This is a genomic window from Paenibacillus cisolokensis, from assembly GCF_018403665.1.
Lineage (GTDB): Bacteria > Bacillota > Bacilli > Paenibacillales > Paenibacillaceae > Paenibacillus_AH > Paenibacillus_AH cisolokensis.
This window is the reverse complement of record NZ_BOVJ01000071.1, coordinates 1-25,291: the sequence shown is the minus strand read 5'-3', so window position 1 is coordinate 25,291 and position 25,291 is coordinate 1. Positions and strand designations below refer to the sequence as shown.

At 58.1% G+C, this 25,291-nt stretch carries 21 protein-coding genes and 8 pseudogenes; 1 reads left to right on the top strand and 28 read right to left on the bottom strand.

Annotation, left to right across the window (positions count from 1 at the left end):
• Window positions 1-125: 125 nt before the first annotated feature.
• The 18 genes and pseudogenes from PACILC2_RS10660 to PACILC2_RS10575 form a co-directional block, all read right to left on the bottom strand.
• Window positions 126-1,627: pseudogene (locus tag PACILC2_RS10660) on the bottom strand (AAA family ATPase).
• Entirely contained in the window at window positions 1,620-2,159 is a 540-nt protein-coding gene (locus tag PACILC2_RS10655; RefSeq protein WP_213528837.1) for a hypothetical protein, read from the bottom strand. The pseudogene PACILC2_RS10660 and the gene PACILC2_RS10655 overlap by 8 nt, the downstream one beginning before the upstream one ends.
• 114 nt (window positions 2,160-2,273) lie before the next feature.
• Window positions 2,274-2,768 (bottom strand): cell wall elongation regulator TseB-like domain-containing protein, encoded by a 495-nt coding sequence (locus PACILC2_RS10650; RefSeq protein ID WP_145977202.1) that lies wholly within the window; start codon window positions 2,766-2,768, stop codon window positions 2,274-2,276.
• Window positions 2,769-2,800: 32 nt separating this feature from the next.
• Window positions 2,801-4,099, bottom strand: a complete 1,299-nt coding sequence (locus PACILC2_RS10645) for an amidohydrolase (protein ID WP_213528836.1) — start codon at window positions 4,097-4,099, stop codon at window positions 2,801-2,803.
• Window positions 4,080-4,736 carry a redox-sensing transcriptional repressor Rex gene (locus PACILC2_RS10640; RefSeq protein WP_213528835.1) on the bottom strand — a complete coding sequence of 219 codons (657 nt, stop codon included), beginning with the start codon at window positions 4,734-4,736 and terminating at the stop codon, window positions 4,080-4,082. Before PACILC2_RS10640 ends, PACILC2_RS10645 begins: the two co-directional genes overlap by 20 nt.
• Window positions 4,733-7,600, bottom strand: a complete 2,868-nt coding sequence (gene dinG / locus PACILC2_RS10635; protein ID WP_213528834.1) for an ATP-dependent DNA helicase DinG — start codon at window positions 7,598-7,600, stop codon at window positions 4,733-4,735. Before dinG ends, PACILC2_RS10640 begins: the two co-directional genes overlap by 4 nt.
• Before the next feature lie 228 nt (window positions 7,601-7,828).
• Window positions 7,829-8,308, bottom strand: a complete 480-nt coding sequence (locus tag PACILC2_RS10630; protein ID WP_213528833.1) for a hypothetical protein — start codon at window positions 8,306-8,308, stop codon at window positions 7,829-7,831.
• Window positions 8,309-8,445: 137 nt separating this feature from the next.
• Window positions 8,446-8,829 (bottom strand): aspartate 1-decarboxylase, encoded by a 384-nt coding sequence (panD, locus tag PACILC2_RS10625; RefSeq protein ID WP_062492789.1) that lies wholly within the window; start codon window positions 8,827-8,829, stop codon window positions 8,446-8,448.
• Window positions 8,814-9,713: a pantoate--beta-alanine ligase gene (gene panC / locus PACILC2_RS10620; protein ID WP_062492788.1), complete on the bottom strand. Its 900-nt coding sequence runs from the start codon at window positions 9,711-9,713 to the stop codon at window positions 8,814-8,816. Before panC ends, panD begins: the two co-directional genes overlap by 16 nt.
• A pseudogene (panB, locus tag PACILC2_RS10615) lies at window positions 9,710-10,596 on the bottom strand (3-methyl-2-oxobutanoate hydroxymethyltransferase). Before panB ends, panC begins: the two are co-directional and overlap by 4 nt.
• Before the next feature lie 395 nt (window positions 10,597-10,991).
• Window positions 10,992-11,923: pseudogene (locus tag PACILC2_RS29870) on the bottom strand (biotin--[acetyl-CoA-carboxylase] ligase).
• 2 nt (window positions 11,924-11,925) lie between these two features.
• Window positions 11,926-13,227, bottom strand: a complete 1,302-nt coding sequence (locus PACILC2_RS10605; protein WP_213528832.1) for a CCA tRNA nucleotidyltransferase — start codon at window positions 13,225-13,227, stop codon at window positions 11,926-11,928.
• A 3-nt stretch (window positions 13,228-13,230) separates the two neighbouring features.
• A pseudogene (gene bshA, locus PACILC2_RS10600) lies at window positions 13,231-14,393 on the bottom strand (N-acetyl-alpha-D-glucosaminyl L-malate synthase BshA).
• Window positions 14,394-14,482: 89 nt separating this feature from the next.
• The gene (gene bshB1 / locus PACILC2_RS10595; protein ID WP_213528831.1) at window positions 14,483-15,181 is read right to left on the bottom strand and encodes a bacillithiol biosynthesis deacetylase BshB1; all 699 of its coding nucleotides are present in this window, start codon (window positions 15,179-15,181) and stop codon (window positions 14,483-14,485) included.
• Window positions 15,178-15,608, bottom strand: a pseudogene (gene mgsA, locus PACILC2_RS10590) (methylglyoxal synthase). Before mgsA ends, bshB1 begins: the two are co-directional and overlap by 4 nt.
• Window positions 15,609-15,653: 45 nt before the next feature.
• Window positions 15,654-16,457: a 4-hydroxy-tetrahydrodipicolinate reductase gene (gene dapB / locus PACILC2_RS10585; RefSeq protein ID WP_213528830.1), complete on the bottom strand. Its 804-nt coding sequence runs from the start codon at window positions 16,455-16,457 to the stop codon at window positions 15,654-15,656.
• 5 nt (window positions 16,458-16,462) lie between these two features.
• Entirely contained in the window at window positions 16,463-17,008 is a 546-nt protein-coding gene (locus PACILC2_RS10580; protein ID WP_213528829.1) for a tetratricopeptide repeat protein, read from the bottom strand.
• 54 nt (window positions 17,009-17,062) lie between these two features.
• Window positions 17,063-17,398: a nucleotide pyrophosphohydrolase gene (locus PACILC2_RS10575; RefSeq protein ID WP_062492781.1), complete on the bottom strand. Its 336-nt coding sequence runs from the start codon at window positions 17,396-17,398 to the stop codon at window positions 17,063-17,065.
• 166 nt (window positions 17,399-17,564) lie between these two features.
• Here PACILC2_RS10575 and PACILC2_RS10570 point away from each other — a divergent pair, with 166 nt between their 5' ends.
• Window positions 17,565-18,431 carry a YitT family protein gene (locus PACILC2_RS10570; protein WP_062492780.1) on the top strand — a complete coding sequence of 289 codons (867 nt, stop codon included), beginning with the start codon at window positions 17,565-17,567 and terminating at the stop codon, window positions 18,429-18,431.
• On the opposite strand, the gene PACILC2_RS10565 is transcribed toward PACILC2_RS10570, so the two are convergent.
• The 10 genes and pseudogenes from PACILC2_RS10565 to PACILC2_RS28630 all read right to left on the bottom strand — a co-directional run bounded on the left by PACILC2_RS10565 (window position 18,418) and on the right by PACILC2_RS28630 (window position 25,145).
• A complete protein-coding gene (locus PACILC2_RS10565; RefSeq protein WP_213528828.1) occupies window positions 18,418-19,353 on the bottom strand; it encodes a sporulation protein YpjB in 936 nt (311 codons plus the stop codon). The genes PACILC2_RS10570 and PACILC2_RS10565 overlap by 14 nt on opposite strands.
• Before the next feature lie 125 nt (window positions 19,354-19,478).
• Window positions 19,479-20,122, bottom strand: a pseudogene (locus PACILC2_RS10560) (DUF1405 domain-containing protein).
• A gap of 84 nt (window positions 20,123-20,206) precedes the next feature.
• Window positions 20,207-21,093, bottom strand: a pseudogene (locus PACILC2_RS10555) (c-type cytochrome).
• 18 nt (window positions 21,094-21,111) lie between these two features.
• Window positions 21,112-21,783 carry a menaquinol-cytochrome c reductase cytochrome b subunit gene (gene qcrB, locus PACILC2_RS10550; RefSeq protein ID WP_062492776.1) on the bottom strand — a complete coding sequence of 224 codons (672 nt, stop codon included), beginning with the start codon at window positions 21,781-21,783 and terminating at the stop codon, window positions 21,112-21,114.
• Between the two features lie 17 nt (window positions 21,784-21,800).
• Window positions 21,801-22,333: pseudogene (locus PACILC2_RS10545) on the bottom strand (Rieske (2Fe-2S) protein).
• A gap of 218 nt (window positions 22,334-22,551) precedes the next feature.
• Entirely contained in the window at window positions 22,552-22,989 is a 438-nt protein-coding gene (locus tag PACILC2_RS10540) for a DUF2487 family protein (protein ID WP_062496789.1), read from the bottom strand.
• A gap of 184 nt (window positions 22,990-23,173) precedes the next feature.
• On the bottom strand, window positions 23,174-23,356 hold the full coding sequence (locus PACILC2_RS10535; protein ID WP_062492774.1) for an IDEAL domain-containing protein: 183 nt from the start codon (window positions 23,354-23,356) through the stop codon (window positions 23,174-23,176).
• 22 nt (window positions 23,357-23,378) lie between these two features.
• On the bottom strand, window positions 23,379-23,861 hold the full coding sequence (locus PACILC2_RS10530; protein ID WP_372447107.1) for a gamma carbonic anhydrase family protein: 483 nt from the start codon (window positions 23,859-23,861) through the stop codon (window positions 23,379-23,381).
• Between the two features lie 94 nt (window positions 23,862-23,955).
• Window positions 23,956-24,759, bottom strand: coding sequence for a hypothetical protein (locus PACILC2_RS10525; RefSeq protein ID WP_244863422.1), 804 nt, complete (start codon window positions 24,757-24,759; stop codon window positions 23,956-23,958).
• A complete protein-coding gene (locus PACILC2_RS28630) occupies window positions 24,678-25,145 on the bottom strand; it encodes a hypothetical protein (protein WP_307860524.1) in 468 nt (155 codons plus the stop codon). The genes PACILC2_RS10525 and PACILC2_RS28630 overlap by 82 nt, the downstream gene beginning before the upstream one ends.
• Window positions 25,146-25,291: the final 146 nt, after the last annotated feature.

Below are 25,291 nucleotides of genomic sequence, written 5' to 3'. Positions count from 1 at the left end.
ATCTTATATTATAACGGTTCGCAAAAATAAGAAGGCGAGCCGCACGCCCGCCTTGTTTTTTTCTATATCGCATTGTGAACAATTTACGAACGCTGCGCAAACGGCGTACAAAAACCGCCTTCCGCTTACGCGCTGCGGCTTTCCCCGTGCTCCGCCAGCAGCTCCCGGAACCGGTTCCCGTCCATCGTCTCCTCGTGAACAAGCACGTCGAGCGATTGCAGAAATACCGTTCTGTAGCCGGCGAGCAGTTCCTTCGTCCGTTCCATAAGCCGGTCCAGAATCGTCCCCGTCACTTTCGCCCAGCTGTCGGGCGTCATCATGCTGCTGTCGACGATGCCCGCTTCGGTCAGTCCCGATTCGACCATCGTGCGCACGATCCCCATCGCCTGCTCGAAATCGCCCCGGGAGCCGGTGCTGCGGTCGCCGTAAAACATCTCTTCCGCTGCAGCCCCGCCGAGCGCGATCATAATTTGCCCTTCGAGAAATTCCCGGGTATACAGGTAACGGTCCTGCTGCGGATTGTGACGGACATAGCCGAGCGCCTGGCCGCGCGGCGATAGCGCCACCTGGGAGACGCTGCCCGGACGCACCAGCTCGGCGACGATCGCATGGCCCAGCTCGTGAAGCGCCACGCGCTCGCGCTCCTCCCGCGTCGCTTCGCGGTCGGTTTTCTCGCCCATCATCACTTTGTCGATCGCCATCGCCAAGTGGTGCTGCCGGATCGCTTCCTCGTTCTCGCGCATCGCATAGATGGCGGCTTCGTTCAGGACGCTCTCCAGCTGTGCGCCCGAGAAGCCGAACGTTTCTTCGGCCACTTGCTCCAGGCTCACGTCCTCGGCGAGCGGCTTGTTGCGGGCATGAATGTTCAATATATGCTGCCGACCTTTTTTGTCCGGCAGATCGACCCCGATATGCCGGTCGAAGCGTCCCGGACGAAGCAGCGCGTTGTCCAGCATCTCCTTGCGGTTCGTCGCTGCGATCAGCAGGATGCGCGGCGTATCGGACGTATGAATGCCGTCCATCTCGGTCAGCAGCTGGTTCAGCGTCTGATCGTATTCGCGGTGCTGGCCGCCGTCCCGCTTGCCGCCAATGACGTCGATTTCGTCGATGAAGACGACCGCGCCGCTTTTGCCGGCCTTGACCGCTTTGTTGCGGGCTTCCTTGAACAGCTCGCGGATGCGGCTCGCGCCGACGCCGACGTACATCTCCACAAATTCGCTGCCGGATGCGGCTACAAAGACTGAATCGGTATAATGGGCGGCCGCTTTGGCAAGCAGCGTCTTGCCGGTTCCCGGCGGCCCGGTCAGCAGAATGCCTTTCAGCGGGCGGATGCCGAACTTGGCAATTTGCTCCTGATTCACCAAAAATCGAGCGCTTCGGTCAGCTCCTGCTTCGCCCGTTCCTGTCCCCCGATCTCGTCGAACGTTAGCTGAACGGACGAGCGCGCCGGCAGACGGCGCTTCCCGCCGGCCGGCGCAACGTTGCCTCGCGCCCGCACCGCATAGAACAGAATGCCGCCGAGCGCGGCGACGAGCAGCAGCGGCACGATATTCACCTTCAGAAAGACAAGAAAAACGAGCAGCACCGGCAGGAAGCCGATCGCGATTTCCTTACCGTACTTAAGCATTCGGCCACACTCCCAGCGTATCGGGAATGCGCGGCAGCACGACATGCTTCACGGCATCGCCCCGGCGCATCGTAATATACACATTGTCGGCGTCGATTTCGGTCGAGGCCTTGAAGCCCGGATAAGCTTGCTCCAGTTCCTTCAGCGCCGCCGGAATTTTGGAGTACCGCCTCGTCTCCATCGCTTCCGCCACGTCGAACAGAACGGTAGACCATATCGTTTCCAGTCCGGCGTCCTCCGAATCTTCGATAAAGAGCCGGACTTTTCGGTCGCCGATGGCAGTCGCCCCCTGCGTGACGATCCGCTCATATACTTCGCGCAGATCGGCATCCGGCGCAAGCTTGAGATGAACGTTCACATGATCGGCATCGATAACCGGATTGCCCGACACGACGCCCGGCATCTCCCGCAGCGCTTCTTCGAGCGGGCCGGCCACTACGACTTGCTTATATAGAAACCAACCGCCGAACAGCAGTCCGGCAGACAATACGGCGGTTAGCATGATGGGAACGATTCGCAGTTTGCTGTTCATGCTGTAAAACCCCCTTCCTCGTCGCCACCATGATTCACTTCGCCTAGCAGACAGATCTATAGGAAAAGTATATCATAGCGCGATGCGCAAAAGGGGGTGTAATATCAGGAAACGTCAGTCGGCGGTACGTCCGGGAATCCGGTACGTTACCTTGTGCGTTCCGTCCTTAAAGTCGTAAAAATCGTAAAAATATTTGCCGCCCGCATCCGGCAGCGAATAAAACACTTCCCACGCCGGCTCGCCCTGCAGAAGTCCGGGGCGGATGCGGACGATATCGGCTCCCGCGTAGCGGCTGCGGACCCGTTCTTTCACCTCGTCCGGCGAGACCGCCTCGGCCGCCTTGACCGTCCGGACACCGCGATCCCGCAACCATACCCATACCTCTTCGCCGTCGCCGTCGATCCCTTTGACAATCCAGAACGTCTCGTCCCAGACGACCTTTTCAGCGCGCAATACTTCGGTCAGTCCAGCCAGCTCCTTCGCCCGTGCGGACGCTTCCCGTTCCTCGTTCCAGACCGGCTGCTGGATAACCCGGTAATATTGGTGGATGGCGATGACGGCGAGCAGCAACGCCGCAGCGGCAACGGCCGCCCAACGCCGCGGCGTCATGATCGGGGGCGCTTTTTTGCGTTGCGCCCGCATCAGCCGTTAATGAGACGCTCAAACGACTGTTGAGCGTCGCGGCGTATTTTCTCCTCGTCAAGCAGCGTACACACGCCGCCTTTCACCACTTGGCGGCCGTCGATCCATACGTGGCGGACGTCGCGGCCGTTCGCCGCGTAGACGAGATGGGATACGAGATCGGAATGCGGATAGAAATGGGCCTGCTCCATATCCAGCGCGATAAAGTCGGCCTTCATGCCGGCCTTGAGCACCCCGAGATCGTCCCGCCAGAGCGCCCGCGCGCCGTATACCGTCGCCAGACGGAGCGCTTCGATCGCCGGCACAGCCGTCGGATCGCCCGATACGCCTTTATGGATGAGCGCCGCAAGCCGCATTTCGTCGAACAGATCGAGATTGTTGTTGCTTGCCGCCCCGTCCGTGCCAAGCGAAACCTTGACGCCAGCCCGAAGCATATCGGGAACCCGCGCAACGCCGCTTGCCAGCTTCAAATTGCTGGCCGGATTGTGGGATACCGATACGCCGCGTTCGGCCAGAAGCGCAATCTCTTCGTCAGTTAGATGAACGGCATGCGCGACGAGCGCCTGGCGCGAGAAGAAGCCGAGACGGTCCAGATGCTCGACCGGCCGGGCACCGTAATCACGGACGTTCTGCTCCACCTCCGCAATCGTCTCCGACATATGCGTATGGAGCGGCACGTCCAGATCGTGGGCGGCCTGCACGAACTGTTCGATATACGCCGGAGGACAAGTATACGGCGCGTGCGGGGCCATCATCGCCGTAATCCGGCCGTCCGCCTTGCCGTGCCAATCCCGGACGAAACGGATCGCCTCCTGCAGCTTCGACCGGCGCTCCTCTTCCGGCCCGAGACCGATAACGCCGCGCATCAGAGTGCCCCGAATGCCGGACTGCTCGACCACCTCCGCGACAACCTCCATCCGGTCGTACATATCAACGAACAGCGTCGTGCCGGATTTGAGCATTTCGACGATGGCCAGCGCAGCTCCCGTTTTCACGTCTTGTGCCTCGTATTTCGCTTCCATCGGCCACATCTTTTCCTGCAGCCACACTTGCAGCACTTGATCGTCGGAATAGCCGCGAAGCAGCGTCATCGATGCATGGCCGTGCGTGTTGATCATCCCGGGCATGAAGACGAGTCCTTGACCGCTTACTTTCTCCGCATCCGGCGACACGCCGGCAGGCGCTTCCGGACCGATATAGGCAATCCGGTCTCCGACTACATGCATATACCCGCGCACGACCGGATGCTCCTCATCCATCGTGACAAAAATTCCGTTCTCAATCAGCCATTCCTTCATCGGTTTCGTCCCTTTCTTTATCCAAATAATAGGCCAGGCTTAACAGTTGGGTCGTAAAATCGGCATGATGAATCCGAACCTCGTCGGGCGCCTTTAAAATGACCGGGGCGAAATTGAGAATGGCTTCAATGCCGGCCTCGATAAACCGGTCTGCAACATTTTGCGCTTCGACAGCCGGCACCGTAATGATGCCGACGCGGATGTCGAGCCTGCCGACCGTTTCCTTCAGTTCCTCCATCGGCTGAACGGTCAGGCCGTTGATTTTCATCCCGACTTTGCCCGGATGGGCGTCGAAAACGGCCGTAATTTTCATATTGTCCTCGACGTAGGTATTGTAATTGCACAGGGCATGTCCCAGATTGCCGGCGCCGACAAGGGCGACGTGCAGCGGCTTGTCGAGCTTCAGGATTTGGCGTATTTTCTCGATCAGATACGATACGTCATAACCGATGCCCTTGCGTCCGAATTCGCCGAAATAGGCCAGATCCTTGCGGATTTGCGCCGGATTAAGGTCCAGCTTCTGTCCGAGCTCCTGCGACGAGACGGTCTGGACATCACGCTTGGACAGCTCCGTCAGAACATTCAGGTATACCGGCAGCCGTTTGACGACCGCTTCCGATATTTTCGACTGCTTCATGCTTCCGCCTCCTTCCGATGGCCGCCTGCCAGCCATTCGCGCATCCTGGGAATCATTTTATCGAGATGCATATGCTCGATTTTCGGTCCCGGCAACGAATACAGAAAATGTTTGCCGTAATACGTCTCAATCACTCGCGTGTCGTAGATCAGCACGATGCCGCGGTCCTGCGCCGTTCTGACCAGACGGCCGAAGCCTTGCTTGAATCGGATGACCGCTTGCGGGACGGACAGCTTCATGAACGGATTCTGCTTCTGCTCCTGCAGCATTTCCGACTTGGCTTCGATGAGCGGATGATTCGGCGGTTGAAAAGGCAACCGTACAATCGCCAGACAAGTGAGCGCTTCGCCGGGAATGTCTACTCCTTCCCAGAAGCTGCTCGTGCCGAGCAGCACCGAAGCAGGCTGCTGCACGAACCGCCTCGTCAGCTTGCTGCGGTTGCCGCCGTCCACACCCTGTCCCAGCACCTGGATGCCGCTGTCCGACAGCTCTTCCTTGAGCTTGTCGTAAGTGTGCCGGAGCATGCGGTACGACGTAAACAGGACGAGCATCCGTCCGTTCGTTTCGCGGGCCGCCTCCGCAAGCGACGAAGCCAGCATCGAGACAAAGCGTTCGTCGCCGTTCGCGCCCTTCAGAACGGGAAAATTGCGCGGAATGATGACGAGCGCCTGCTCGCGATAATTGAACGGAGAAGGCAGCTGCACCGTCTTGAGGCGGCCCTGCTCCTCCTGCCCCGACAACCCGATCTGTTCGCAAACGTATTGAAACGACTTCTGAACCGACAACGTGGCGCTTGTCAGAACGACACTCTTCTTCCGGTTGAAGAAATATTCGCGGAGCTCGCCGCTTACATCGGCAGGCACGGCGAACAGATGAACCGATCGGCCGGGGCGGCCGGACGTTCCCGTTTCGATCCAGTAAACGGTGTCGGCCTTGTCCGCCTTAATGAACGTGCGCAAATCGTCCCGGGCTCTGGAAATATCTTTGACGCAGCCGTTCAAATCGGTCACGAGCGCCTGCATCGCATGGTCGTCCGACCGTTCCTTGATCTCCGACAACGTCTTGTCCAGCTTGCGGACGGCCGGCTGAAGCGCGGCGTAAACGTTCGCTTCGACGCCCGCGATCGTTTCCCAATCCCCAGGCATGCGATCTCTCCGCAGACGGTACACCGTCTGCGCGTTATCCTGGCTGTCGCCGCCTTTGCCCGCTACGCCGTGCAGCAGCTCAAACAGCTTGTCCCAATACTCTCTCGCTTCGGCGAGCGCCGGAATGAGCTCGTCGATCGTTTCCCGCCACGCTTGCGCGAATTCGTCGTCTTCGCCTGTCAGCTTGACGCGCAGCGCCATCAGAAGGCCTTGACGAGCGTCTTTGACGAGCCGGGTAAGCGGCTGCACGAGCGAATAATAGGAAAGCTGCAGCCCAAGATGCTTGCCCGCCACTTCTTCCAGATGATGCGCCTCGTCGACGATCAGATGATCATAGGCCGGCAGCAGCCGATGCTCGGCGCGTATATCGGTGAACAGCATCGAATGATTCGTAATAATGACATCGGCCATGCCCGCTTCATGCTTGGCCCGGTGGTAGAAGCAGCGCCTGAACCACGGGCAGGCGCGGTTCAGACAGGAGTCGGCGTCGCTTGCCACGGTGCTCCAAAACTCGGCTCCCTTGCTTCCGAGGTTCAACTCCTCCTGATCGCCCGTTTCCGTCTCCCCGAGCCATGTCACCATTTGCGATGCGGTCAGCGCGTCGTCGATCGGCGAAGCGAAATCGCGGCTGTTGACTTTGGCTTCGAATTTACGCAAGCATAAGTAATTGCCTCTACCTTTAAATATCGCGGCTTTAAAAGGGAACGGAAGCAGTTCCTGCAGCAGCGGGATGTCGCGCTGGCGAAGCTGCTCCTGAAGATTAATGGTATGCGTGCTGACGACTATCTTTTTCTCCTGGCGGATACCATAATAAAGAGCAGGAATTAAATAGCCGAGCGACTTGCCTGTTCCGGTGCCGGCCTCGATCAGCAAATGGCTGTCGTTCTCCAGCGCCTCATGCACTTCCCGGAACATCTGGTCCTGCGCCTCGCGTTCCTCATAGCGGTCGAACAGATCGCGGAAGCGCGATTTGACGCCGCTTAAATATTGCTCGTACGATACGTTCTCGAGCGGCGATTCTTCCATTTCGGCCCGCGGCGGCAGCTCATCGGTCCAGTCGCCGGCTTTGAGCGCGAATTGGTTATAATAGGCGTAGGCGTCCGGATCGACGGAAGTTTGGGTTTGCTTCCAATCCAAAACTTGACGGACGAACCAGCCCAAATCGTCATACTCCGGAATAATTCCGGCGAACCGTTGAAGCGTCAAGAGCGGCAGCTCCCGCATTTTGCGAACGCAAGCCGCGAACAGTTCCGCCGTCGCCATGGCGTCGCTGTCGGCCCGGTGCTGGCGGTCATGCCTAATGCCGAACAGCTCCGTTACCGAACCGAGCTGATATGTGCCGAGCGACGGATATAAAATGCGCAGCAACTCAATCGTATCCAGCCTTCGTCCGACGAACGGCCCGTATCCGCACCGGTCGAGCGCCGTATTCAAAAAAGAGGCGTCAAATCCGACATTGTGCGCGACGAGCACCGTGTCGCCGATAAGCCGGACGACTGCCATCATCACTTCATCGAGCTCGGGCGCATTTTCGACAGTGCGGTCGTCAATTCCCGTCAATCGGGTAATGAACGGCGGAATGCCGCCGTTCGGACGGACGAAGGAGCTGTACGTATCGATAACGGCCAGCTCCTCGTCAAGCACCACGATCCCGACTTGTATAATATCATCATCGGGCTGATGACCCGTCGTTTCCAAATCCAACACAGCAAATTTCATCCGGTTCCCGATCCTCTCACATACAACTAAGCTCGGCGCTCCCGAAATACAAAGCCATGTGGCCGCGCTTTTCCTTGCATGATTTCAAATTATTCAGCGGGTCCGCAAAGCCGGGGTCGGTTTCATGGGCTTTCCGAAAATAATATTCCGCTTGTTCCAACTGCAGATGAACGGCCTGGATGCAGCCGAGCGCATTGTATCCGAGAGCCTGCAAACGGGGATGGTCGGTCAATGCGACCAGCAGTTGAAAATGCTTCTGGGCTTCGTCCCACTGCTGCAAATGCATGAACGACATCGCCAAAACAGACGCGACAGGTTGCATTCCGGCGCCTTGGCGACAGCCGTTTGAAAAGCGTCCGCCGCCTGCTCGAACATCAACAGCTTGAAATAGCCTTGTCCTTTGGTCAAGTATAAGGCAGATTCGGATAATGCTTCCGCGTCGGCCGGCTCGCTGCCGGTTCCCTTCGCCTGCTTGCCGGCAGAAGCTTTCGCCGGTTGATCCGGCTGCTGCGTTCCGCCGGCCATTTCGTAAAATGCCGACATTTTTTCTTCAAATCCCAGCCATTGTTCGATCAGGGAGTCGCTTACGGTGCGCAGCTGATCGATCTGCTCGTTCAGGCGCAGCCGCTCTTCATCGGAAACATGGGGATAAGTCGTCATAATTTCATCAAGCAGTTCATTCATGACTGCAAACATTTGGCGAAACATAAGCCGCATCCCACCTTCGCTTCGAATGAGAAAGTGTTACGCTCATTCTGCGTCGATGGGGTGCTTTTCATACCCCATGCCAGCCGTTACATAAGGCTGCAATTACGCAGCAGCCTTCAGTCAGCATAATCCTTTCGTTACAAAATAGTGGCGTGCTTCTCCTCCGCCATCGTCGCGACCGGACGGTTATGCGAGTCCAGTACGATTACTTTCGGCGCGTACGCCTTCGCTTCCTCCTCGGTCATTAAACCGTAAGAAATGATGATAACCTGGTCTCCGGGCTGTACGAGCCGGGCTGCCGCCCCGTTAAGGCAGATGACGCCCGATCCCCGCTCTCCCGGAATAACGTACGTTTCCAGTCTTGCGCCATTGTAGTTGTTGACGATTTGAACCTTTTCGTTCGGCCAAATATCGGCCAGTTCCATCAATTCTTCGTCGATCGTAATGCTTCCGACATAATTGAGATTGGCTTCGGTTACCGTCGCCCGGTGAAGCTTCGATTTCATCATGGTGCGGAACATGCTTGAGTCACCTCCTGCAGATTCAGCAGACGGTTGTCAATGAGACGCGTGCTGCCGAATTTGACGGCCAACGCCAAAATCAGTTCCCCGGAAATTTCGGCCAGCGGCGTATCGGCGCCGGGCTGTTCCAGTTCGGGATACGTCAATACTTCCACGTAATCGATGACGGCCAGCGGCGCCGTCCGAATATGCGATTTGACCCGCTCTTCCAGAACGGGAGCGGTCATGCCGGGCTCCGCGCTCCACCTCTGTGCGTGTTCGAGCGCCTGCGACAGCACGGCGGCCTGACGCCGCTCTTCGGGAGACAGGTACACGTTGCGCGAGCTGAGCGCAAGGCCGTCGGGCTCCCGAACGGTCTCCACCGGGACGATGTCGACCGGAAAATTCAAATCTTCGACCATCGTCCGGATGACCGCGATTTGCTGAGCGTCCTTCATACCGAAGTATGCCCGATCCGGCCCGACGATGTGCAGCAGTTTGCTGACAACTGTCGCCACCCCGTCGAAGTGTCCCGGACGCGAGGCGCCGCACAAGCGTTCGGTTACGCCGCTGACCGATACGATCGTGCGCTGCCGCTTCGGATACATCTCCTCAACGGTTGGAAGAAATACGAGATTGGCGCCGCATTCGGCGGCGAGCTTCAGATCGCGGTCCTCGTCTCGCGGGTAACGTTCCAGATCTTCGTTCGGGCCGAATTGCAGCGGATTGACGAAAATGCTGATCACCGTAAAATCGCATTCCGCGACGGAACGGCGCAGCAATGCGGCATGCCCTTCATGCAAATATCCCATCGTCGGAACGAATCCGACGGACGCTCCGGGATGCTCGCGCCGGAAGGCGGCGATCCGCTCCCTTACGTCGGCAATGCTTCTGCTAATGTTCATGTCGTCTTCCTCCCGTCTTGCCCGCCGTACAACGACATCGCCTCATCCTTGCTTTGCGCCGCCGTCGCAGCTTCGAATGCGTGGCGCTGTTCGGGAAATGCGCGTTGTTTGACATCGCCGACATAGCGGCCGATCGCGTCGCGAATCGTCGTGCCGATATCGGCATACGTTTTTACGAACCGTTTCTCGCGGTAAGGCGAAGCGTATTGCAGCAAATCATGGAAGACGAGCACCTGACCGTCGCAATGGCGCCCGGCGCCGATCCCGATTGTCGGAATAGACAATCGGTTCGTAATTTCTCGGCAATCGGTTCGGTGACGAGCTCCAGCACGATAGCGAATGCGCCCGCGCTTTCGAGCGCAAGCGCGTCCGCGAGCAGACGCTCCGCTTCCTGTTCCAGCTTGCCCTGCACTTTGTAGCCGCCGATCTGATGAACCGATTGCGGCGTCAGGCCGATATGGCCCATAACGGGAATACCCGCGCGCACGCAGGCCGCCACTTCGTCGGCGATTTCCCGGCCGCCTTCCATCTTGACCGCATGCGCCCCGCCTTCCTGCATAAGCCGCGCGGCGCTGCGAAGCGCCGTCTCGACGCCGACGCGGCTGGTCATAAACGGCATATCGGCGACGATAAACGTGCCGGCGGCGCCGCGCGCCACCGCTTTCGTATGATAAATCATGTCGTCCAGCGTTACCGGAATCGTCGTCTCGTAGCCCAGCACGACATTGCCGAGCGAATCGCCGACGAGCAGCAGATCGATTCCCGCTTCCTCCGCCAGCTTGGCCGACGGATAATCGTAAGCGGTCAGCATCGATATCGGAACGCCTTCCTGTTTCATGTTTTTCAATTTCGTAATGGTGAGCGGCCTATGGCTATGGCTCATCGTTATCCTCTCCTTTTTGAATGAGAATGCCTGAACGCAAAAAAAACCTTTTAGCCGCCGCTAAAAAGGTTCCCAATCAAAAGGAAACGCAAGCCGACAAATTGAAACGCAACCGTTATCGGTGCATAGGCCGTTCCATTGGTTCCTATGCTTGCTTCCTTCTGTCTCGGTCCCTACGGCTCAGAGCAGAGTGCGCAATGCCTGCAGTTACTTCTTATTAACCTGTATCATACCCCATAACACGACGGTGCAGTTCGGCGACATGCGATACCGCCCGTTCGTTTCGAGTATAGCAGAAAATGTTGCGGCCGTAAATGAACGATCATCTGCCCCGAAGCATCTCGTTATTCGCCGCCTTCTTCCGCAGGCTCGCCCATTTCCGCCGAAAACGTCGATCACCGTGCCGTCTTTTTTCTTACCTTGATTGCGCCGCTGTCGTCCAGGGCGATCGGCGTGCCTTCCACGATTCCTTGCGGAGTCGTCAGCACGGCGGGGCGGTTCAGCACGACGGCCAGCGCTTCCCACAACGACTTGACCGGACCGAACCCTTCCGTCAAATACAGCTCGTACAATTGTTCCCACTCGCCCAGGAAATCGGCAAGCAACGCGGTCCGGTCCAGCTTGCGCTCGCATTCGATCGCCAGCGACGTCGCCTTCGCGGCCACTTCGGGCGTATAGTCGGCCGGCTCGAGATTTACGCTGATGCCGACGCCGGCCACAATATAGCGCAGCCGCTCGTCTTCAGCCGACGATTCCAGCAAGATTCCGCTTATTTTTTGCCGTTTACAAGCAGATCGTTCGGCCACTTGATGCCGATCGGCAATCCGGTGTTGCGCCGCAGCGACCGGCAAAGCGCGACGGCAATCAATAACGTGATCTGCGGGGCGGAATGCACCGGCAGCGGCGGGCGCAGCACCATGCTCATCCAGATGCCTTTGCCAAACGGCGAAATCCAGCTTCGCCCCATCCGGGCCTTGCCGTTCAGCTGCCGCTCGGCAATGACCAGGGTGCCTTCTTCCGCGCCTTCCTCCGCAAGCTTCTGCGCGGCGTCCTGCGTCGATCCGAGCTCGTCGTACAAATAAACGCGCCGGCCGAACCGCTGCGTCCGCAGCTGCCCCAGCAGCGTGTCCGCCGTGAGCCGGTCCGGCTTTCCGACAAGCCGGTAGCCGAGTCTTCGGGACGCCTCGAACCGGTAGCCGGCCTCCTCAAGCTTCCGAATCTGCTTCCATACCGCCGTCCGGCTGACGCCGAGCTCTTTGCTTATCGTCTCGCCGGACACATACTGTCCGGGTTTCGCTTCAAGCAGCTCCAGCAACGTTGGAGTCATCGTCAGTCACCCCTGTTTTTGTTCCATGTTTCGGCCTGCTCGAGCAGCGCCTCGCGTTCGTTCGGCAGCCGCCCGTACGCCACTTCCCGAAGCAGCTTGTCCAGCAATCGGCCGACGGCGGGGCCCGCCGTCAGACCGAGCCGCCGAATCAGATCCGACCCGCCCACGGCCAGCTCACGCACGGAAGCCGCAGGCAACTCCTTAAGCCATGTCCGGCGCTGCGCCTGCACGTCGGACGGCACGAGCCGGCAGGCGCCGGCAATGGACAGCCAGCCGTCCGCCGCTTCCGCGCCGCATGCGAGAACAGCATCGATCCATTGCGTGCGACTTGCCGAATGAACCGGATTCTCCGGCACCGGCACCGGTTCCCCGAGCGGTCTCCCTCCGCCTGTCATGGCGTGAAGGCGAACGACGGAAACGATCCGTTCCGTCTCCGCTTTCGGAAACCGCAGCGTCTTCAGCGCGGACGCGGCATCCTCGGGACTTGCGCCCGCCATCATGAACAGCGCGGCCAACCGTTCGCTCAGTCCGGCGACTTGGCTCAGTCCCCCGGCGCAGCGCGCAAGCGGGCTTCCCGGGTCCGGCCGCTTTGCCGCCCGCAGCGCTTCAGGCAGCGGTTCCTTCGTATACGCCGCCAAACCGCTCGCCGTCAACAGGGCGAGCCCCCGTCCCGGGTCCGGGCCTGCCATTATTTTCTCCAGCTCGGCGCGAATCCGTTCCATCGCAATGTGGCGCAGCAGCTCGCGGCACCGGACTAGCGCCTTCCAAACCGAAAAGGCGAGCCGGAAGCCGAAAACGGAAGCAAAGCGGATCGCCCTCAGCATCCGCAACGCGTCCTCGCAAAACCGTTCCTCCGGATCGCCGACGCAGCGGATAACGCGGCGTTTCAGATCGGCGATGCCGCCGAACGGGTCGACGACCGTCCCGTCCGCCCGCATCGCGATCGCGTTGATCGTAAAATCGCGGCGCATCAGGTCTGTCGTCAAATCATCGACGAATTCGACCTCCGACGGTCTGCGGTGATCGTGATAGCCGGATTCGACGCGGTATGTCGTCACCTCGCAGGTCCGACCGCCCGAACGGACCGTTACCGTGCCGTGGCGAAGGCCGGTCGGCAGCGTCCGCGGAAACAGGGCGGCGACTTGCTCCGGCAAAGCCGAAGTGGCGATATCGATATCGGCGAGCGGGCGTCCCATCAACGAATCGCGGACGCAGCCGCCGACGAACACCGCCTCAAATCCGCCGCTCTCCAGCTTCCGAATAACCGGCAGCGCCTCCTGCATCAACGGATCGAGCGGCCGCATCGGTCAATCCCCGCATACCGGAACCGGAAGTTCCGCCTCGACGCCAAGCACCCGGTAATAAATGCGTTCGTACTCCGAGGTGATCAAATCGTTGCAGAACCGCGTTCTCGAACGTTCGATGCAGGCGGCCCGGAAGCGGGCGTACAGCTCAGGCTGCGTCAGCAGCCGCACCGCATTGCGCGCCATTGCTTCCACATCCCCGATCGGCGAAAGATAACCGGTTATTCCGTCCAGCACAAGCTCGGGGATGCCGCCGGCAAGCGAGCCGATCGTCGGCACGCCGCATGCCATCGCCTCCAGGGCGACCAGGCCGAAGCTCTCCTTCTCCGAAGGAAGAAGCAATAGGTCGGCCATCGAGATCACTTGGGCGACATCCTCCTGCTTGCCGAGAAAATGAACGTTGTCTTCAAGCCCCATCTGCTTGATTTTGCACTGTATTTTCGACAACTCCGGGCCTTCGCCGACGAGCAGCAGCTTGCTCGGAAGCTGCTCGGCCACCAGCGCAAAATATCGATGACGTCGCTGACGCGCTTTACCGGACGGAAGTTGGAAATATGCATCAATACTTTTTCATGCGGCAGCGCGTAGTCGTTGCGAAGCTGGCTTGCATCGCGCGGATAATAGATCCGTTTGTCCACGAAGTTATAAGTCAGGTCGATCGGGGAATCGATATCGAGCAGCTCTCGCGTCTCCCGGATCAAATCGTTTGAAACGGCGGTTACCGCATCGCTGCGATGAATGGCAAGCCGGATCAGATCCTTCAGCGACTCGTCTTGCGCCAGCACCGTAATGTCGGTGCCATGCAGCGTCGTGACCGTTTTCAGGTCGCGCCCAACCATCTCTTTCGCCAGATAAGCGCATACCGCGTGGGGAATCGCATAATGAACATGGAGCAGATCGAGCTGCTGCATGTTGACCACCTGGGCCATTTTGCTCGCAAGCGACAGGTCGTACGGCGGATAACGGAATACGTAATAGTCATTGACTTCGACTTCGTGATAATAAACGTTTTTGCTGAAATGTCCCAGTCGAAACGGAATGCTGTGGGTAATAAAATGAATTTCGTGCCCCCGTTCGGCGAGCAATTTGCCGAGTTCGGTTGCTACGACACCCGAACCACCCAGTGTGGGGTAACAGGTTATGCCGATTTTCAGCTTTCGCGCCATAGCGGTGCCCCCCCGTAATTGACATATGGCTTCAATGTCCGGTTTTCTAAAATATATTCGCGCACAACCCGGTCTACATCAGCGGACGATCAAAATAAATCGACTGCAAACGGACGCTTCAGCGCGAATCCTTCCGCATAATCGCAGGACATCGATTGGCCGAGCAGCGCATCGCGCGCTTCCACGCGCTCCACATACCGCTGGTTAAGCGGAGTCGCTACCCGGTCTTCGCCGGCTTCCACCGGCGCGAATTGCGACCGGTACGCTTCGAGCGCGCGCCTCTTCGTCTCCTGAAACGGGGTAATGTCTACGGTCAATGTGACGTTCTCCACATCGTTGATATAATAGAAAACCAGTTGGCTGACCTGCCAGGCCGGCAGCTCCGGCCGGTAGCGGCGCAGCTTGGCGTTGAATACCGCTTCTTCGACCATCCGGCTGCATTGATTGTGATCCGGATGGCGATCGTTCCAATACGGGGCAAATACGATACGCGGGCGAAAACGGCGAATTTCCGCCGTTATCGCGCCGATCTGCGCCTCGTCGAACGACAGCCCGCGATCGGGCAAACCGAGACAGGTTCGGGCCGATAAACCAAGCACCGCAGAAGCGGCGGCGGCTTCCTGCCGCCGCAGTTCTACGGTGCCGTTGGAGGACATCTCGGCCGCGGTCAAGTCGCATATGCCGACATGCAAGCCGGCATGCACATGCTTGGCGATCGTCCCCCCCATCCCGATCTCGGCATCGTCCGGATGAGCGCCGAATATAAGTATGTCCAGTTTACGGATCATATCGTCCCACCTGTCTGTTCATCGGCCTTGTATTTGTGGACAAGCTCCCTCCATGCAAAATCGCCGCGCTCCAGAGCCTTGACCAGCAGTTCGGCCGTCGCCACATTCGTTGCGACCGGAATGCCCTGAACGTCGCACAGCCGGAGCAGCGCAATAATATCGGGTTCGTGAGGCTGCGCCATTAACGGATCGCGCAGAAAAATGATCAGATCCAGCTCATTGCGCGCCACAAGCGCGCCGATCTGCTGATCTCCCCCGAGCGGTCCGGACAGAAATCGATGTATATTCAGATTGGTCTTCTCCATAATCCGCATGCCGGTCGTCCCGGTCGAATACAGCTTATGCGGCCGAAAAACGTGCTCGTATGCGGTAACGAAGTTGACCATCTCTTCTTTTTTCGGTCATGCGCGATGAATGCGATGCTCATTTGTGCCATCATTTCTCTCCCCCTCGGGCTTGTACTGCGTTCGCGTCAGTCCATCAAATGCTCGAATCCGTAGATGAGCCCCGTGTAGGTCATCACCTTTTTGATCGCTACGTTCACGCCCGGCATATAGCCTGCCCGATCATACGAATCATGCCGGATTTTCAACGTCTGGCCGAAAGCGCCGAAAATGACTTCCTGCTGGGCGAATACGCCGGGCAGCCGCACGCTGTGAATGCGGAAGCCGTTGTAATAGCCGCCCCTCGCGCCTTCGATCGTCTCTTCCTCTTTCGGATTGCCTTGACGAAGCTCCCGGCGCACCTCGGAGATCAGTTCGGCCGTCTTGACCGCCGTTCCGGATGGAGCGTCGAGCTTCTGATCGCCGTGATATTCGATAATTTCGAGATGCGGAAAATATTTTGCCGCTTCGGCGGCGAATTTCATCATCAGAATGGCGCCGATCGAGAAGTTCGGCGCGATCAGACCGCCGATTTCCCGCTCCCGGCACAGCTTGTCCAATTCGTCGATTTGCTCCGGGGTAAAGCCCGTCGTTCCGACGACCGGACGAATGCCGTGCTCGATCGCCGTTTTCGTATTGCCGAAAGCCGCGTGCGGGACGGTAAAATCGACCAGCACGTCGGCTTGCGCATCCGCAAGCGCCTCGTCAAGCGTCCGGGAAACCGGAACGCCGCAAGCCGGCTTGCCCGCAAGCTCGGCCGCGTCGGTTGCGCCGGCCGACGGATCGACGACCGCCACAAGCCGCAGCGCCTCGTCCTCCAGCACCATCTTGACAACCTCCCGGCCCATGCGGCCGCCTCCGCCCGTTACGGCTACTCGTATCTGTTCTGTCATCGTCATCACCTGTTCTTTCTTCGTTTATGTCTGCCGGCGCGACCGCGCATAAAGCGCTGTTTCCGCCTCAAGTCCGCATACAGCGTGCGGGCGGCCGAATGGCCCGGATCGAGCCGCAGCGCTTCGCGGGCATATACGGTTCCTTCCTCCAGTCTGTTCATACCGGCGCATGCCAGTCCCATCAAATAAAACGCTTCGAACGAAAGCGGGTCGAGCTCGGTAACCTGACGCAGCAGCGGCAGAGCGCCCTCGGTTTGCGGCGGTTCCTCCGCAAGCAGCTTTTCCGCTTCGATCAGCAGTATTTTGGCTTCGATCGTCCGTTTGTGAAACCGGTATTCTTCGCGCCCGGGCTCGAGCCCGACCGCTTTCTCCGCATGCAGCAGCGCTTTCGGCCATTTGCCGCTTCGCGAACACGATATCGAACATTTATAATGATAGTCGGCATTGTCCGGATCGGCTTCAATCGCCCGATCGAACCAGTCGATCGCCTGCTCGAAATCTCCGCTTAATATCGATTCGTAAGCTTTTTGGATATATATGCCGCCGTCCATCCGCCTATCCTCCTTGTACATGGCGTGATGGTACAGCATATGTAGAGGCGCCCTTTACGGTTCGGCGTTTTTCTTCGTCCAGCGGTTCGCATCGCGCGTGGCGAACTTGTGCATCACCTTGTTATGGGCTTCCGTAAGATCGATTTGCAGCGAATTGGCGAAGCATATAATAATGAAGAGCAGATCGCCAAGCTCCATCTCGATCGAATTGTCGGCTTCATCCGCCTTCTTCGGCTTCTCGCCGTAAAGATGGTTCACTTCCCGGGCCAGCTCGCCCGCTTCCTCGGTCAGCCTGGCGAGCATCGCCAGCGGACTGAAGTAGCCTTCCTTAAACTGGCCGATATATCGATCGACCTCCCGCTGCATCTCGGCCAATGATTTCTCTGACATCGGCTATGTTCCTTTCGGCTGTAGTTTTACAACTCATATGTTAACGTAAAGCGGTGTCGAACACAACGTTTTTCAACGTAAAGCATCGTCTGCCGGTTAAACCCTGGGCACTATTTGATATACTACCAGTATCGGAACCAAAATTGCCGGAAGGAGGTCGTTCGTGATGCTGCGCAACTGGGGGGTAAGGCTCCGCACGATCGTTCCCATTCTGCTCGGGACGGCCATTTACGCTTTCGGTTTACAGTTTTTCGTCATTCCGAACCAGCTGATGGAGGGCGGCGTGACCGGCATCGGCGTGCTGCTGAATTATGCGCTCGGCTGGCCGCTTTCCGTATCGACGCTGGCGCTTAATATACCGCTGTTTCTGATCGGCTGGCGATTGCTGGGGAAGGAACAGATGGCTTACACGCTGATGGGAACGGTATCGCTGTCCGTTTTTCTGGCCTTTTGGGAAAAGCTGATCGAGCGGGGATGGATCACGCCGTTTCATACGTCCCAGGATTATATTCTGGCCGCTTTGTATGCCGGCGTTACGCTTGGCGCAGGACTCGGCATCGTCTTTCGCTTCGGCGGCACGACCGGCGGCACAGACATTATCGCCCGTATCGCATCAAGATGGCGCGGAATCGGCATCGGGCAAGTGATATTGGCGCTTGACGCCGTCATTATCGGCGCCTCCCTGCTGTTCATTCCGATCGAAAAAGTGCTTTACACGCTTGTAGCCGTCTTTATCGCTTCCAAGCTGATCGACTTCATTCAGGAGGGCGCTTATGCGGCCAAAGCGTTCTCGATTATTACCGACCGCGGGGAAGAACTCGCGAAGCGCATTTCCGAGGAGCTGGATCGCGGGGTGACGATTATGCCGGCGATCGGCGCTTATTCCGGACAACAGAAGCAGGTCGTCTATTGCGTCGTATCCCGCCATGAAATTCGCAAGCTGAAGGCGATGATCCGCAATATCGACCCGCGCTCGTTCGTCGTGATCGCCGAAGTGCACGATGTGCTGGGCGAAGGGTTCAAGGAGGAGTAATCCGCTTGCGGCGTTTTTCGGAACGTGGACGTTCTTTCGCATAAATCGGCTGCGGCTTGCCTTCCTCTTGCCGTGCCACGACAATATAAGGCTCGCGAATGCGCCGATGCCAGGCCGAATAGGCAAGCGTCGCCACGATGAAAGCACCGATCCAGAATGTCCATACCGCCGGTATGCCGACTATCGGAATCGCTACGGCCGGTTCGTTGTCCGTTTCTCCGCTGCCGTGAAACAACAGCGCCAGCGCGTCCTCCGCCATATCGAAAGAAGCGGCGACCGCGGTCTTCTCGCCTTTTCCCTCGGCGGCTTGCGCGAGCAGCCGGTCCATGTAACGGATGGCGCTTTCCGCGCCGGCCACCGTGTCCGGAGAGCGCTGCATGAGCGCCGCCGCTATGACCCGCTCTTCGTGCTCCCGCAGCTGTGCCATCGCCGCGGAGGCGGCGGCTGCCGCGTTGCCCGTCTGGCGGTTCCACGCCTTTTTGACGCGCGCGATATCATCGCGCATTACGGGTTCGTACTGCTGCCATAACGGGCGGCCGGGACGGACGAGAACGTCGGCGACAAGCCGGATGCGGGCCGCCGGAGCATACCAGGACGAACCCGGCTGACCGGATTCGAGCGAATGTTTGACCGCCGACAAGCTTTCCCGCACCGAGCGCCAGCCGTCGGGCGTTCCGTAGGCCGTCAGCCGCGCATCGCGCATCAGCCTATCGAGCCGTTCGGCAGCCTGGTAGCCGGCTTGCCGGTTGCCTTCCGAAGCGGCGGCATACAAGCTGATCGCCGCCTGTTCGAATCGAACCCGCAATTCTTTTTGCCCTTTCCCGTATAATGCCTCTTCCCCCAGCGCCTGGGAGTTACGCGCATACCCGATTGCAGCCAAAACCAAACAGAGCGCGACGATAATCCCGAACCGTTTGTTCATGGCAATCCCCTCCCATATGGCTTGCCGCCCGCACGCCGGACGGCCTATTCGTTGTACCATTGTATGAGAGGTTGTCCGCCTTTATTCCGTTCGCGGCATAACTTCGGCCAAAGAACGGCAGATCGTTACCGTTTTCCGGTTCGGCCGCGGACGGCGACTGCCAGCCAGACCGTCAGCATGCTGAACAGCGATAAGCCGTACGTAAAGGTGCGAATCGCCGGCATATCATCGTCAAGCACCTTCGGCAGCCACGGGTTGACGCCGAACGTATAGTCCACCGTATCGTTGAGAAGCAGCCAGAGCGTCGCCGCGAATGCCGCCATCCGTCCGAACTGCATATACCGCGCGTAGAGCAGCGCCTCGACGGCCATGCCGAGATGGGACACGACCAGCATATAGTGCTGCCAGTTCAGCGGATCGCCCTGAGCTGCTCCGGCAAAATCATGACGACGGCCCATATCCCGTATTTGACGGAAGTAACCGCCGCCAGCCCCTCAATAACGGCACGCAATACGCTGCCGGGAAGCGACGAGGGCCGCTCGGGCGGAAAAAGCAGATAAAGCAAGCTTAGCGTAAAAAAGAGGCTCGCGGTCGGACTGTCCGGCACAAACGGGATCATCCATGCCGGTTTGTTGTCGATCGTAAACAGCAGTTGATCCCCGTACCACAGGTAACCGTATATCGTGCCGAGCAAATTGACGGCGAACAGCGTCCAAAGAACGCCGCGATTCATCAGAAAAGGTCGACCGAATAGCGAAGCGAACGGCATTCCATCGCTCTCCTTCCCGATTTCAGCAAAAAACCTGACCGCGAACGATCAGGTTTTGCTTTGCAGTAAAATGCGATTGATGTGTTATTCGGCCGCGGCTTCCGCCTTCTGCTTGGACAGCCAAGTGGCCAACTGGTCAATTTCATCCGCGCTCAATTTGTCCTTGAAAGACGGCATACCCGGCGGAATGCCTTCGGTAATCACATTGACCAGCTCGTCTTTGGACAACCGGTCGCCGACGCCGCGCAGCGCCGGAATGTTCGCTCCCGGCTGGCCTTTCAGATCGGTGCCGTGGCAGGACAGACAGGTCGCTTTTTCCGCGATTTGCTTAGCCGGATCGTCCGCAGCGACGATCGGCACTTCCTGCTCTGCCGGCGGCTTGTTGCTCGGCGGTTCTTTGCCGGCAAGCGCCGCTTCGCGTGCCTTCTCTTCGCGCTCGATATGCTCCGGAACCGTGTTCGTCAGCTCAAGCTGATGCTGATAGTGATCCCAGGACACCTTCGTCAAATAGACGAGCGCGATAAGAGATACGAACATCAGCGACGAAGCGATCGGACGGCGATAGAAGCGGCGCTCCTTGCCCGTATCCAAAACGGAGCGAGCAGCAGTGCGCCGAATGCGACCCCCGGCACGCCGATCGTGCCGAGCACGACATAATCCCCCGATGCGTACGGATACTTCAGAAATTGATACAGAAACAGGAAGTACCAGTCCGGCATCGGAATATAGCCGACCGTATTCGGGTCCGCCGGATAGCCGAGCGGAGCGGGGTGCGTAATTGTCAGGACGAGAAAACCGACCAAGGCGACGCAACCCACCATCCATTCCTTGAGCAGGAAGTTCGGAATAAAAGCTTCCGACTTGCCCGGAAATGCGGTGTAATCCGGCGGTATCATCGTATGTTTGCGTTTACGGATTCGCGAGTCGCCGACGTAAACGACTTTCTCATTCGAGTTGTGACCGTGCGCCATTATTGCCCCTCCCTTCTCTTATAGCGGTCCCGAAATGCCTTGCTTCCGAATGGTGAAGAAGTGTGCGGCCAGCAGAACGAGCAGAGCTCCCGGCAGGAAGAAGACGTGAATCGCGAAGAATCGAGTCAGCGTTTGCGCGCCTACGATGCTGCCGCCCTGCAGAAGTTCGGCGATGTAAGGGCCGATATACGGAACGGATTCGGCAATCTGAATGCCGACTTTGGTTGCAAAGTATGCCTTGTTGTCCCAAGGCAGCAGGTATCCGGTGAAACCGAGACCCAACATGACGAAGAAAATGAGCATCCCTACGACCCAGTTCATTTCGCGCGGAGCCTTGTAAGATCCTGTAAAGAAAACGCGAAGGGTATGTAGGAACATCATGACGATAACGAGGCTCGCGCCCCAATGGTGCATGCCGCGCACGATGCCGCCGAACGGAACTTTATGCTGCAAATAATCGACGCTGGCATATGCGTTGATAATATCCGGTACGTAATACATCGTCAAAAACATGCCGGACAAAATTTGGATGACCGTAATAAAAAACGTCAGACCGCCGAAACAATAGACGAAAGCGGAGAAATGATGGGCGGGGTTGACGTGTTCCGGAACTTCGTGGTCCGCAACGTCCCTCCACATCGGCGTAATGTCAAGACGTTCGTCAATCCAGTTGTATATCGCTTTAAACATCTGATTTACGCCCTCCTTTAAGATACGCGGGAATTCGGCTTGAGTGGTCCCAGATAAACGAATCCGTTCTCGATTTTCAGCTCGTATTCATCGAGAGGCTGCGGGGCAACCGTCAGATTCTTGCCGTCGATCGAATAACGGGCGTCGTGGCAAGGACACACGTATTCGTTCTTCTGATCCGTATTCCACCCGATCGTGCACCCGAGATGCTTGCATATCGGCGAGAGGGCGTAAATTTCGCCGTTGGCGTCCCGCGTAATCCAGGCCGCTTTCTCCGGGTCGCTCTCATACCAGCCGTCAACCTGGTGAACCTTGAACTTGAATTCCTGCGGCTCTTGCGTAACTTTCGCTTCCTCGACAACTTTAACCCAAGTGCCTTCTTCCTTTTTTGCAATATAGGATCCACTGCAAACCGGAGCATCGGAAGGACGGGACCGACAGCCATAAACGCGCTGGCGCCGCCGAGCGTATACGCCAAAAATTGACGTCTCGTCATCTCCTTGCGCTTCACCGGGCGGTGTACGGATTCTTCGTGTTCGTGGTTGCTCATCTTCTTGTTCTACCCCCTTTGCCAACCGTATCTCGTGTTTTGCAGACACGGCAAAACACACGACGAACTAAGACATAACCTATAATAGCCTAGGTGTACAAGAGCGTCAAGAATTTGGCATTGCGATTGAAGCCCGTTCCAATTGGCCGGCTCATTTTGTTACGATTTTGTCACATTTGTCCTTGCCTGCCACTTGTTTTCCCCCGCGGATGGCGATTCTATTCTCCCGCTTCGGAATTGCTCGCCGGCGAACCCGACGACCACAGGCGGCGGATCGCTTCGGCGACATGTGAAGCGTCGGGCGCTTTGCCGTCCGGCTCCGGCGCCACGATCAGGTCGGCCGACGGCGCCGTCAGCGCCAGTCCGAAAGTTCCCGTCACAAGCACGACGTACCGGAAACCGGCGGCTTTCGCGCCCGCGCAAAGGTCTTCGAGCAGCGCCGGCGAATCCGCTCCGTAATGGCACGCCGGATAAGTGACGACCCGTCCCTTGAACGGAATTTCGATCAGGTCGAGAACGTCCCGCAATCGCTCCAACGCCTTCGTCGCCTCATACGGCCGCTCTCGTCCCGTCAGGCCGGTCACCGGAAGCAGGCACGTATCGAGATACGGGGACAGCTCATCCCATTGATTCTCGCTGATGTCGCTGAATTTCATAATGCGCATCGGCTCCTTCCATATTATTGTTCGCCGGTTAACGCGAACTTATCCTATCTTACATGACGATGCGCCGTTTTGCCCAGTGAGCAAAAGGATGATTGCGGCGAAGCATGTAAAAAGCCCGCCCGACACCCTCGGGTGTCGGACAGGCTTCTTTATCCCGGCAATATGGCACCGCCGCTCAATGCCGCAGTGCGTTCAGTTCCTCGGCCAGCCGCCGGAACGTATCCTTGTCTCCCTCGACAAGCGCCGAATCGATCGCCCGGTATATACGTTCGGTACGAAATTTCAGCACAGCCTCGTCCAGCACCATCTCGGCCGCCAGTCCCAGTATCGCTTCATACGCCGTTTTCGCATTGTCCATAGGATACACCTCCACACGGGGTTTAAGAGATCCTATATTCCTTACCTTTCACCACATAGCTCTCCATTGTCTTTCGCATCCGCTGCAAATCGCCTTCCGTCAGTTCCCGAACAACTTTGGCGGGTGAACCAAGTGAAAGAGTATAGGATGGGATTTTCTTGTTCTCGGTAACGAGCGAACCGGCTCCTATTAAAGCATATTCACCGATTTCGGCACCGTTTAGTACGATGGCCCCCATTCCGATTAATGTGCCTTTACCTATTTTGCAGCCGTGGATGATGGCGCCGTGGCCGACCGATATTTCATCGTCCAGCAGAAGCGGCTGGCCGGTATTGACATGGCCGATGACGCCGTCCTGGATGTTGCATCTGCTGCCGATGCGGATCGGGGCCAGGTCGCCCCGCAGCACCGCGTTGAACCAGATTGAGCTTTCCGCGCCGACGGTGACGTCGCCGATCAGCTTCGCGCCCTCGGCGATATATACGTCGTCAGGGACTACCGGCATCCGGCCTTGATAAGGCAATATCACATGGATCTCTCCTTCGATATGTAGTGAGAGATTCTACCAGACGGCGATTCCGCAAGTCAACGCCGGTTGGCTAGGACAGCGCGATCCTGTCGCCGTCTTCCACCCGGACGCCGGCAACCGCGGACCGTCCGCCGGCCGTCATGCGCAGTACGACTTCTCCCTCCTCGCTCTCCCCTACCCGAAGAAGGCCAAGATGCAGCATCATCGCCACGATGCGCTGTTCGAAAATCGCTTCTTCCGAGTCGTAGTAGAACGGCTTGATAAACGGCGTCAACACCTGCTTCAGCGATTCCGCCGTCACCCAGCGGTCGGCCAGGCTGTCGATCCAACCGACCAGCGCCTGAAGATTCGGAATCGCTCCCTTATACAGCCTGATCCAGAAGCGGTACAGCTTGGCCGTTTCTTCGCGTTCGGCCGATTGCAATCGTTCCAGCCCGGCGGGCGTCAACGCCAATACCGGCCCGCTCTCGTCCAGCCATTTGGCGAAATAGCAATAGTCGTACAGCAGCGACATGCGGCTCGGATATTCCTTGAACTTTCTCCCGTAACCGAACCGCCACCCGCCTTTCGGCAGCTCTTCCCTTACGCCGAGCAGCTCCGTCAGCTGCTGAACGCTCCTCTTGTACATCGACCCGTCGGACGTGAGCGGCACATCGTAATGATGGACGTAATGGAGGAAACGCCGGATATCGTCGGCAAGCAGATGCTGCTCATCGCGGTAAGCCGGCGGCTCGCCGGTGTAGACGAGCCGTTCGGCAAATTTGCGCCGCATCGACTCTTTAAACCGCATTTTCAGGTCTTCCGGCACCTGGAACAAATAGCGGTGAACGCCGCTGTGCCCGTTAAACAGCCAGCCCTGATGCTTGAAGCGCAAAATCGTCTCCCGCGGTGACTGCCAGGCCGCGGCCGGCTCCTGCTTCCGCTCCGGCTTGCCGCGTTTTTTCTCCCTTTGGCCGGCATCTCGCCGGCCGGTTCCGGTTGATCCGGCTTTATGCCGAAGCGGCTCTGCTGCACCTTGGCCACAAGCTCCTCAAGACTGAAGGAATTGCGCGATTCGAAGATGATCGTGCTCAGAAACCGCATATCCTCCAGCCGAAGCCGGCCGATCTGCTCCTCGAACACATCGCTGCGGCCGACAGTCGCCAGGATCGACTGAATCAGCTCGTGCTTGGAATGGCCGTTGCATTCGCAGCGATAAACGTCGGCAATCCGGCTCAATTGCTGAATATCGGCATAACCGAGCATTTCGGCCAAATTCATCTTGAACCCACCTCCTTCCCTTGCCAGTCTTTCTATCGATGTACTACCATTATGGGAAAATCTTCGCAATTTATAACCGCCGATGCCGATGAATATCGATTGAACGACAAAAGGGGCTGTCCCAAAAGGTGAACTGCACCCTGTCA

Bases quoted from the DNA above. Each gene is read 5' to 3' on its own strand.
- PACILC2_RS10540 (WP_062496789.1), bottom strand. From the start codon at position 22,989: ATGAAATTCAGCGACATCAGCGAGAATCAATGGGATGAGCTGTCCCCG.
- PACILC2_RS10575 (WP_062492781.1), bottom strand. From the start codon at position 17,398: ATGTCAGAGAAATCATTGGCCGAGATGCAGCGGGAGGTCGATCGATAT.
- dapB (WP_213528830.1), bottom strand. From the start codon at position 16,457: ATGACAGAACAGATACGAGTAGCCGTAACGGGCGGAGGCGGCCGCATG.
- PACILC2_RS10640 (WP_213528835.1), bottom strand. From the start codon at position 4,736: ATGAAGCAGTCGAAAATATCGGAAGCGGTCGTCAAACGGCTGCCGGTA.
- qcrB (WP_062492776.1), bottom strand. From the start codon at position 21,783: ATGTTTAAAGCGATATACAACTGGATTGACGAACGTCTTGACATTACG.
- PACILC2_RS10565 (WP_213528828.1), bottom strand. From the start codon at position 19,353: ATGAACAAACGGTTCGGGATTATCGTCGCGCTCTGTTTGGTTTTGGCT.
- PACILC2_RS28630 (WP_307860524.1), bottom strand. From the start codon at position 25,145: ATGAATTTGGCCGAAATGCTCGGTTATGCCGATATTCAGCAATTGAGC.
- PACILC2_RS10535 (WP_062492774.1), bottom strand. From the start codon at position 23,356: ATGGACAATGCGAAAACGGCGTATGAAGCGATACTGGGACTGGCGGCC.
- PACILC2_RS10645 (WP_213528836.1), bottom strand. From the start codon at position 4,099: ATGAAGGAATGGCTGATTGAGAACGGAATTTTTGTCACGATGGATGAG.
- panD (WP_062492789.1), bottom strand. From the start codon at position 8,829: ATGTTCCGCACCATGATGAAATCGAAGCTTCACCGGGCGACGGTAACC.
- PACILC2_RS10650 (WP_145977202.1), bottom strand. From the start codon at position 2,768: ATGACGCCGCGGCGTTGGGCGGCCGTTGCCGCTGCGGCGTTGCTGCTC.
- bshB1 (WP_213528831.1), bottom strand. From the start codon at position 15,181: ATGATCCGTAAACTGGACATACTTATATTCGGCGCTCATCCGGACGAT.
- PACILC2_RS10570 (WP_062492780.1), top strand. From the start codon at position 17,565: ATGCTGCGCAACTGGGGGGTAAGGCTCCGCACGATCGTTCCCATTCTG.
- PACILC2_RS10655 (WP_213528837.1), bottom strand. From the start codon at position 2,159: ATGAACAGCAAACTGCGAATCGTTCCCATCATGCTAACCGCCGTATTG.
- PACILC2_RS10530 (WP_372447107.1), bottom strand. From the start codon at position 23,861: ATGCCGGTAGTCCCTGACGACGTATATATCGCCGAGGGCGCGAAGCTG.
- dinG (WP_213528834.1), bottom strand. From the start codon at position 7,600: ATGAAATTTGCTGTGTTGGATTTGGAAACGACGGGTCATCAGCCCGAT.
- panC (WP_062492788.1), bottom strand. From the start codon at position 9,713: ATGAACATTAGCAGAAGCATTGCCGACGTAAGGGAGCGGATCGCCGCC.
- PACILC2_RS10580 (WP_213528829.1), bottom strand. From the start codon at position 17,008: ATGGACGGCGGCATATATATCCAAAAAGCTTACGAATCGATATTAAGC.
- PACILC2_RS10605 (WP_213528832.1), bottom strand. From the start codon at position 13,227: ATGCGGCCGCTCGATCCGTTGATGCAGGAGGCGCTGCCGGTTATTCGG.
- PACILC2_RS10630 (WP_213528833.1), bottom strand. From the start codon at position 8,308: ATGTTTCGCCAAATGTTTGCAGTCATGAATGAACTGCTTGATGAAATT.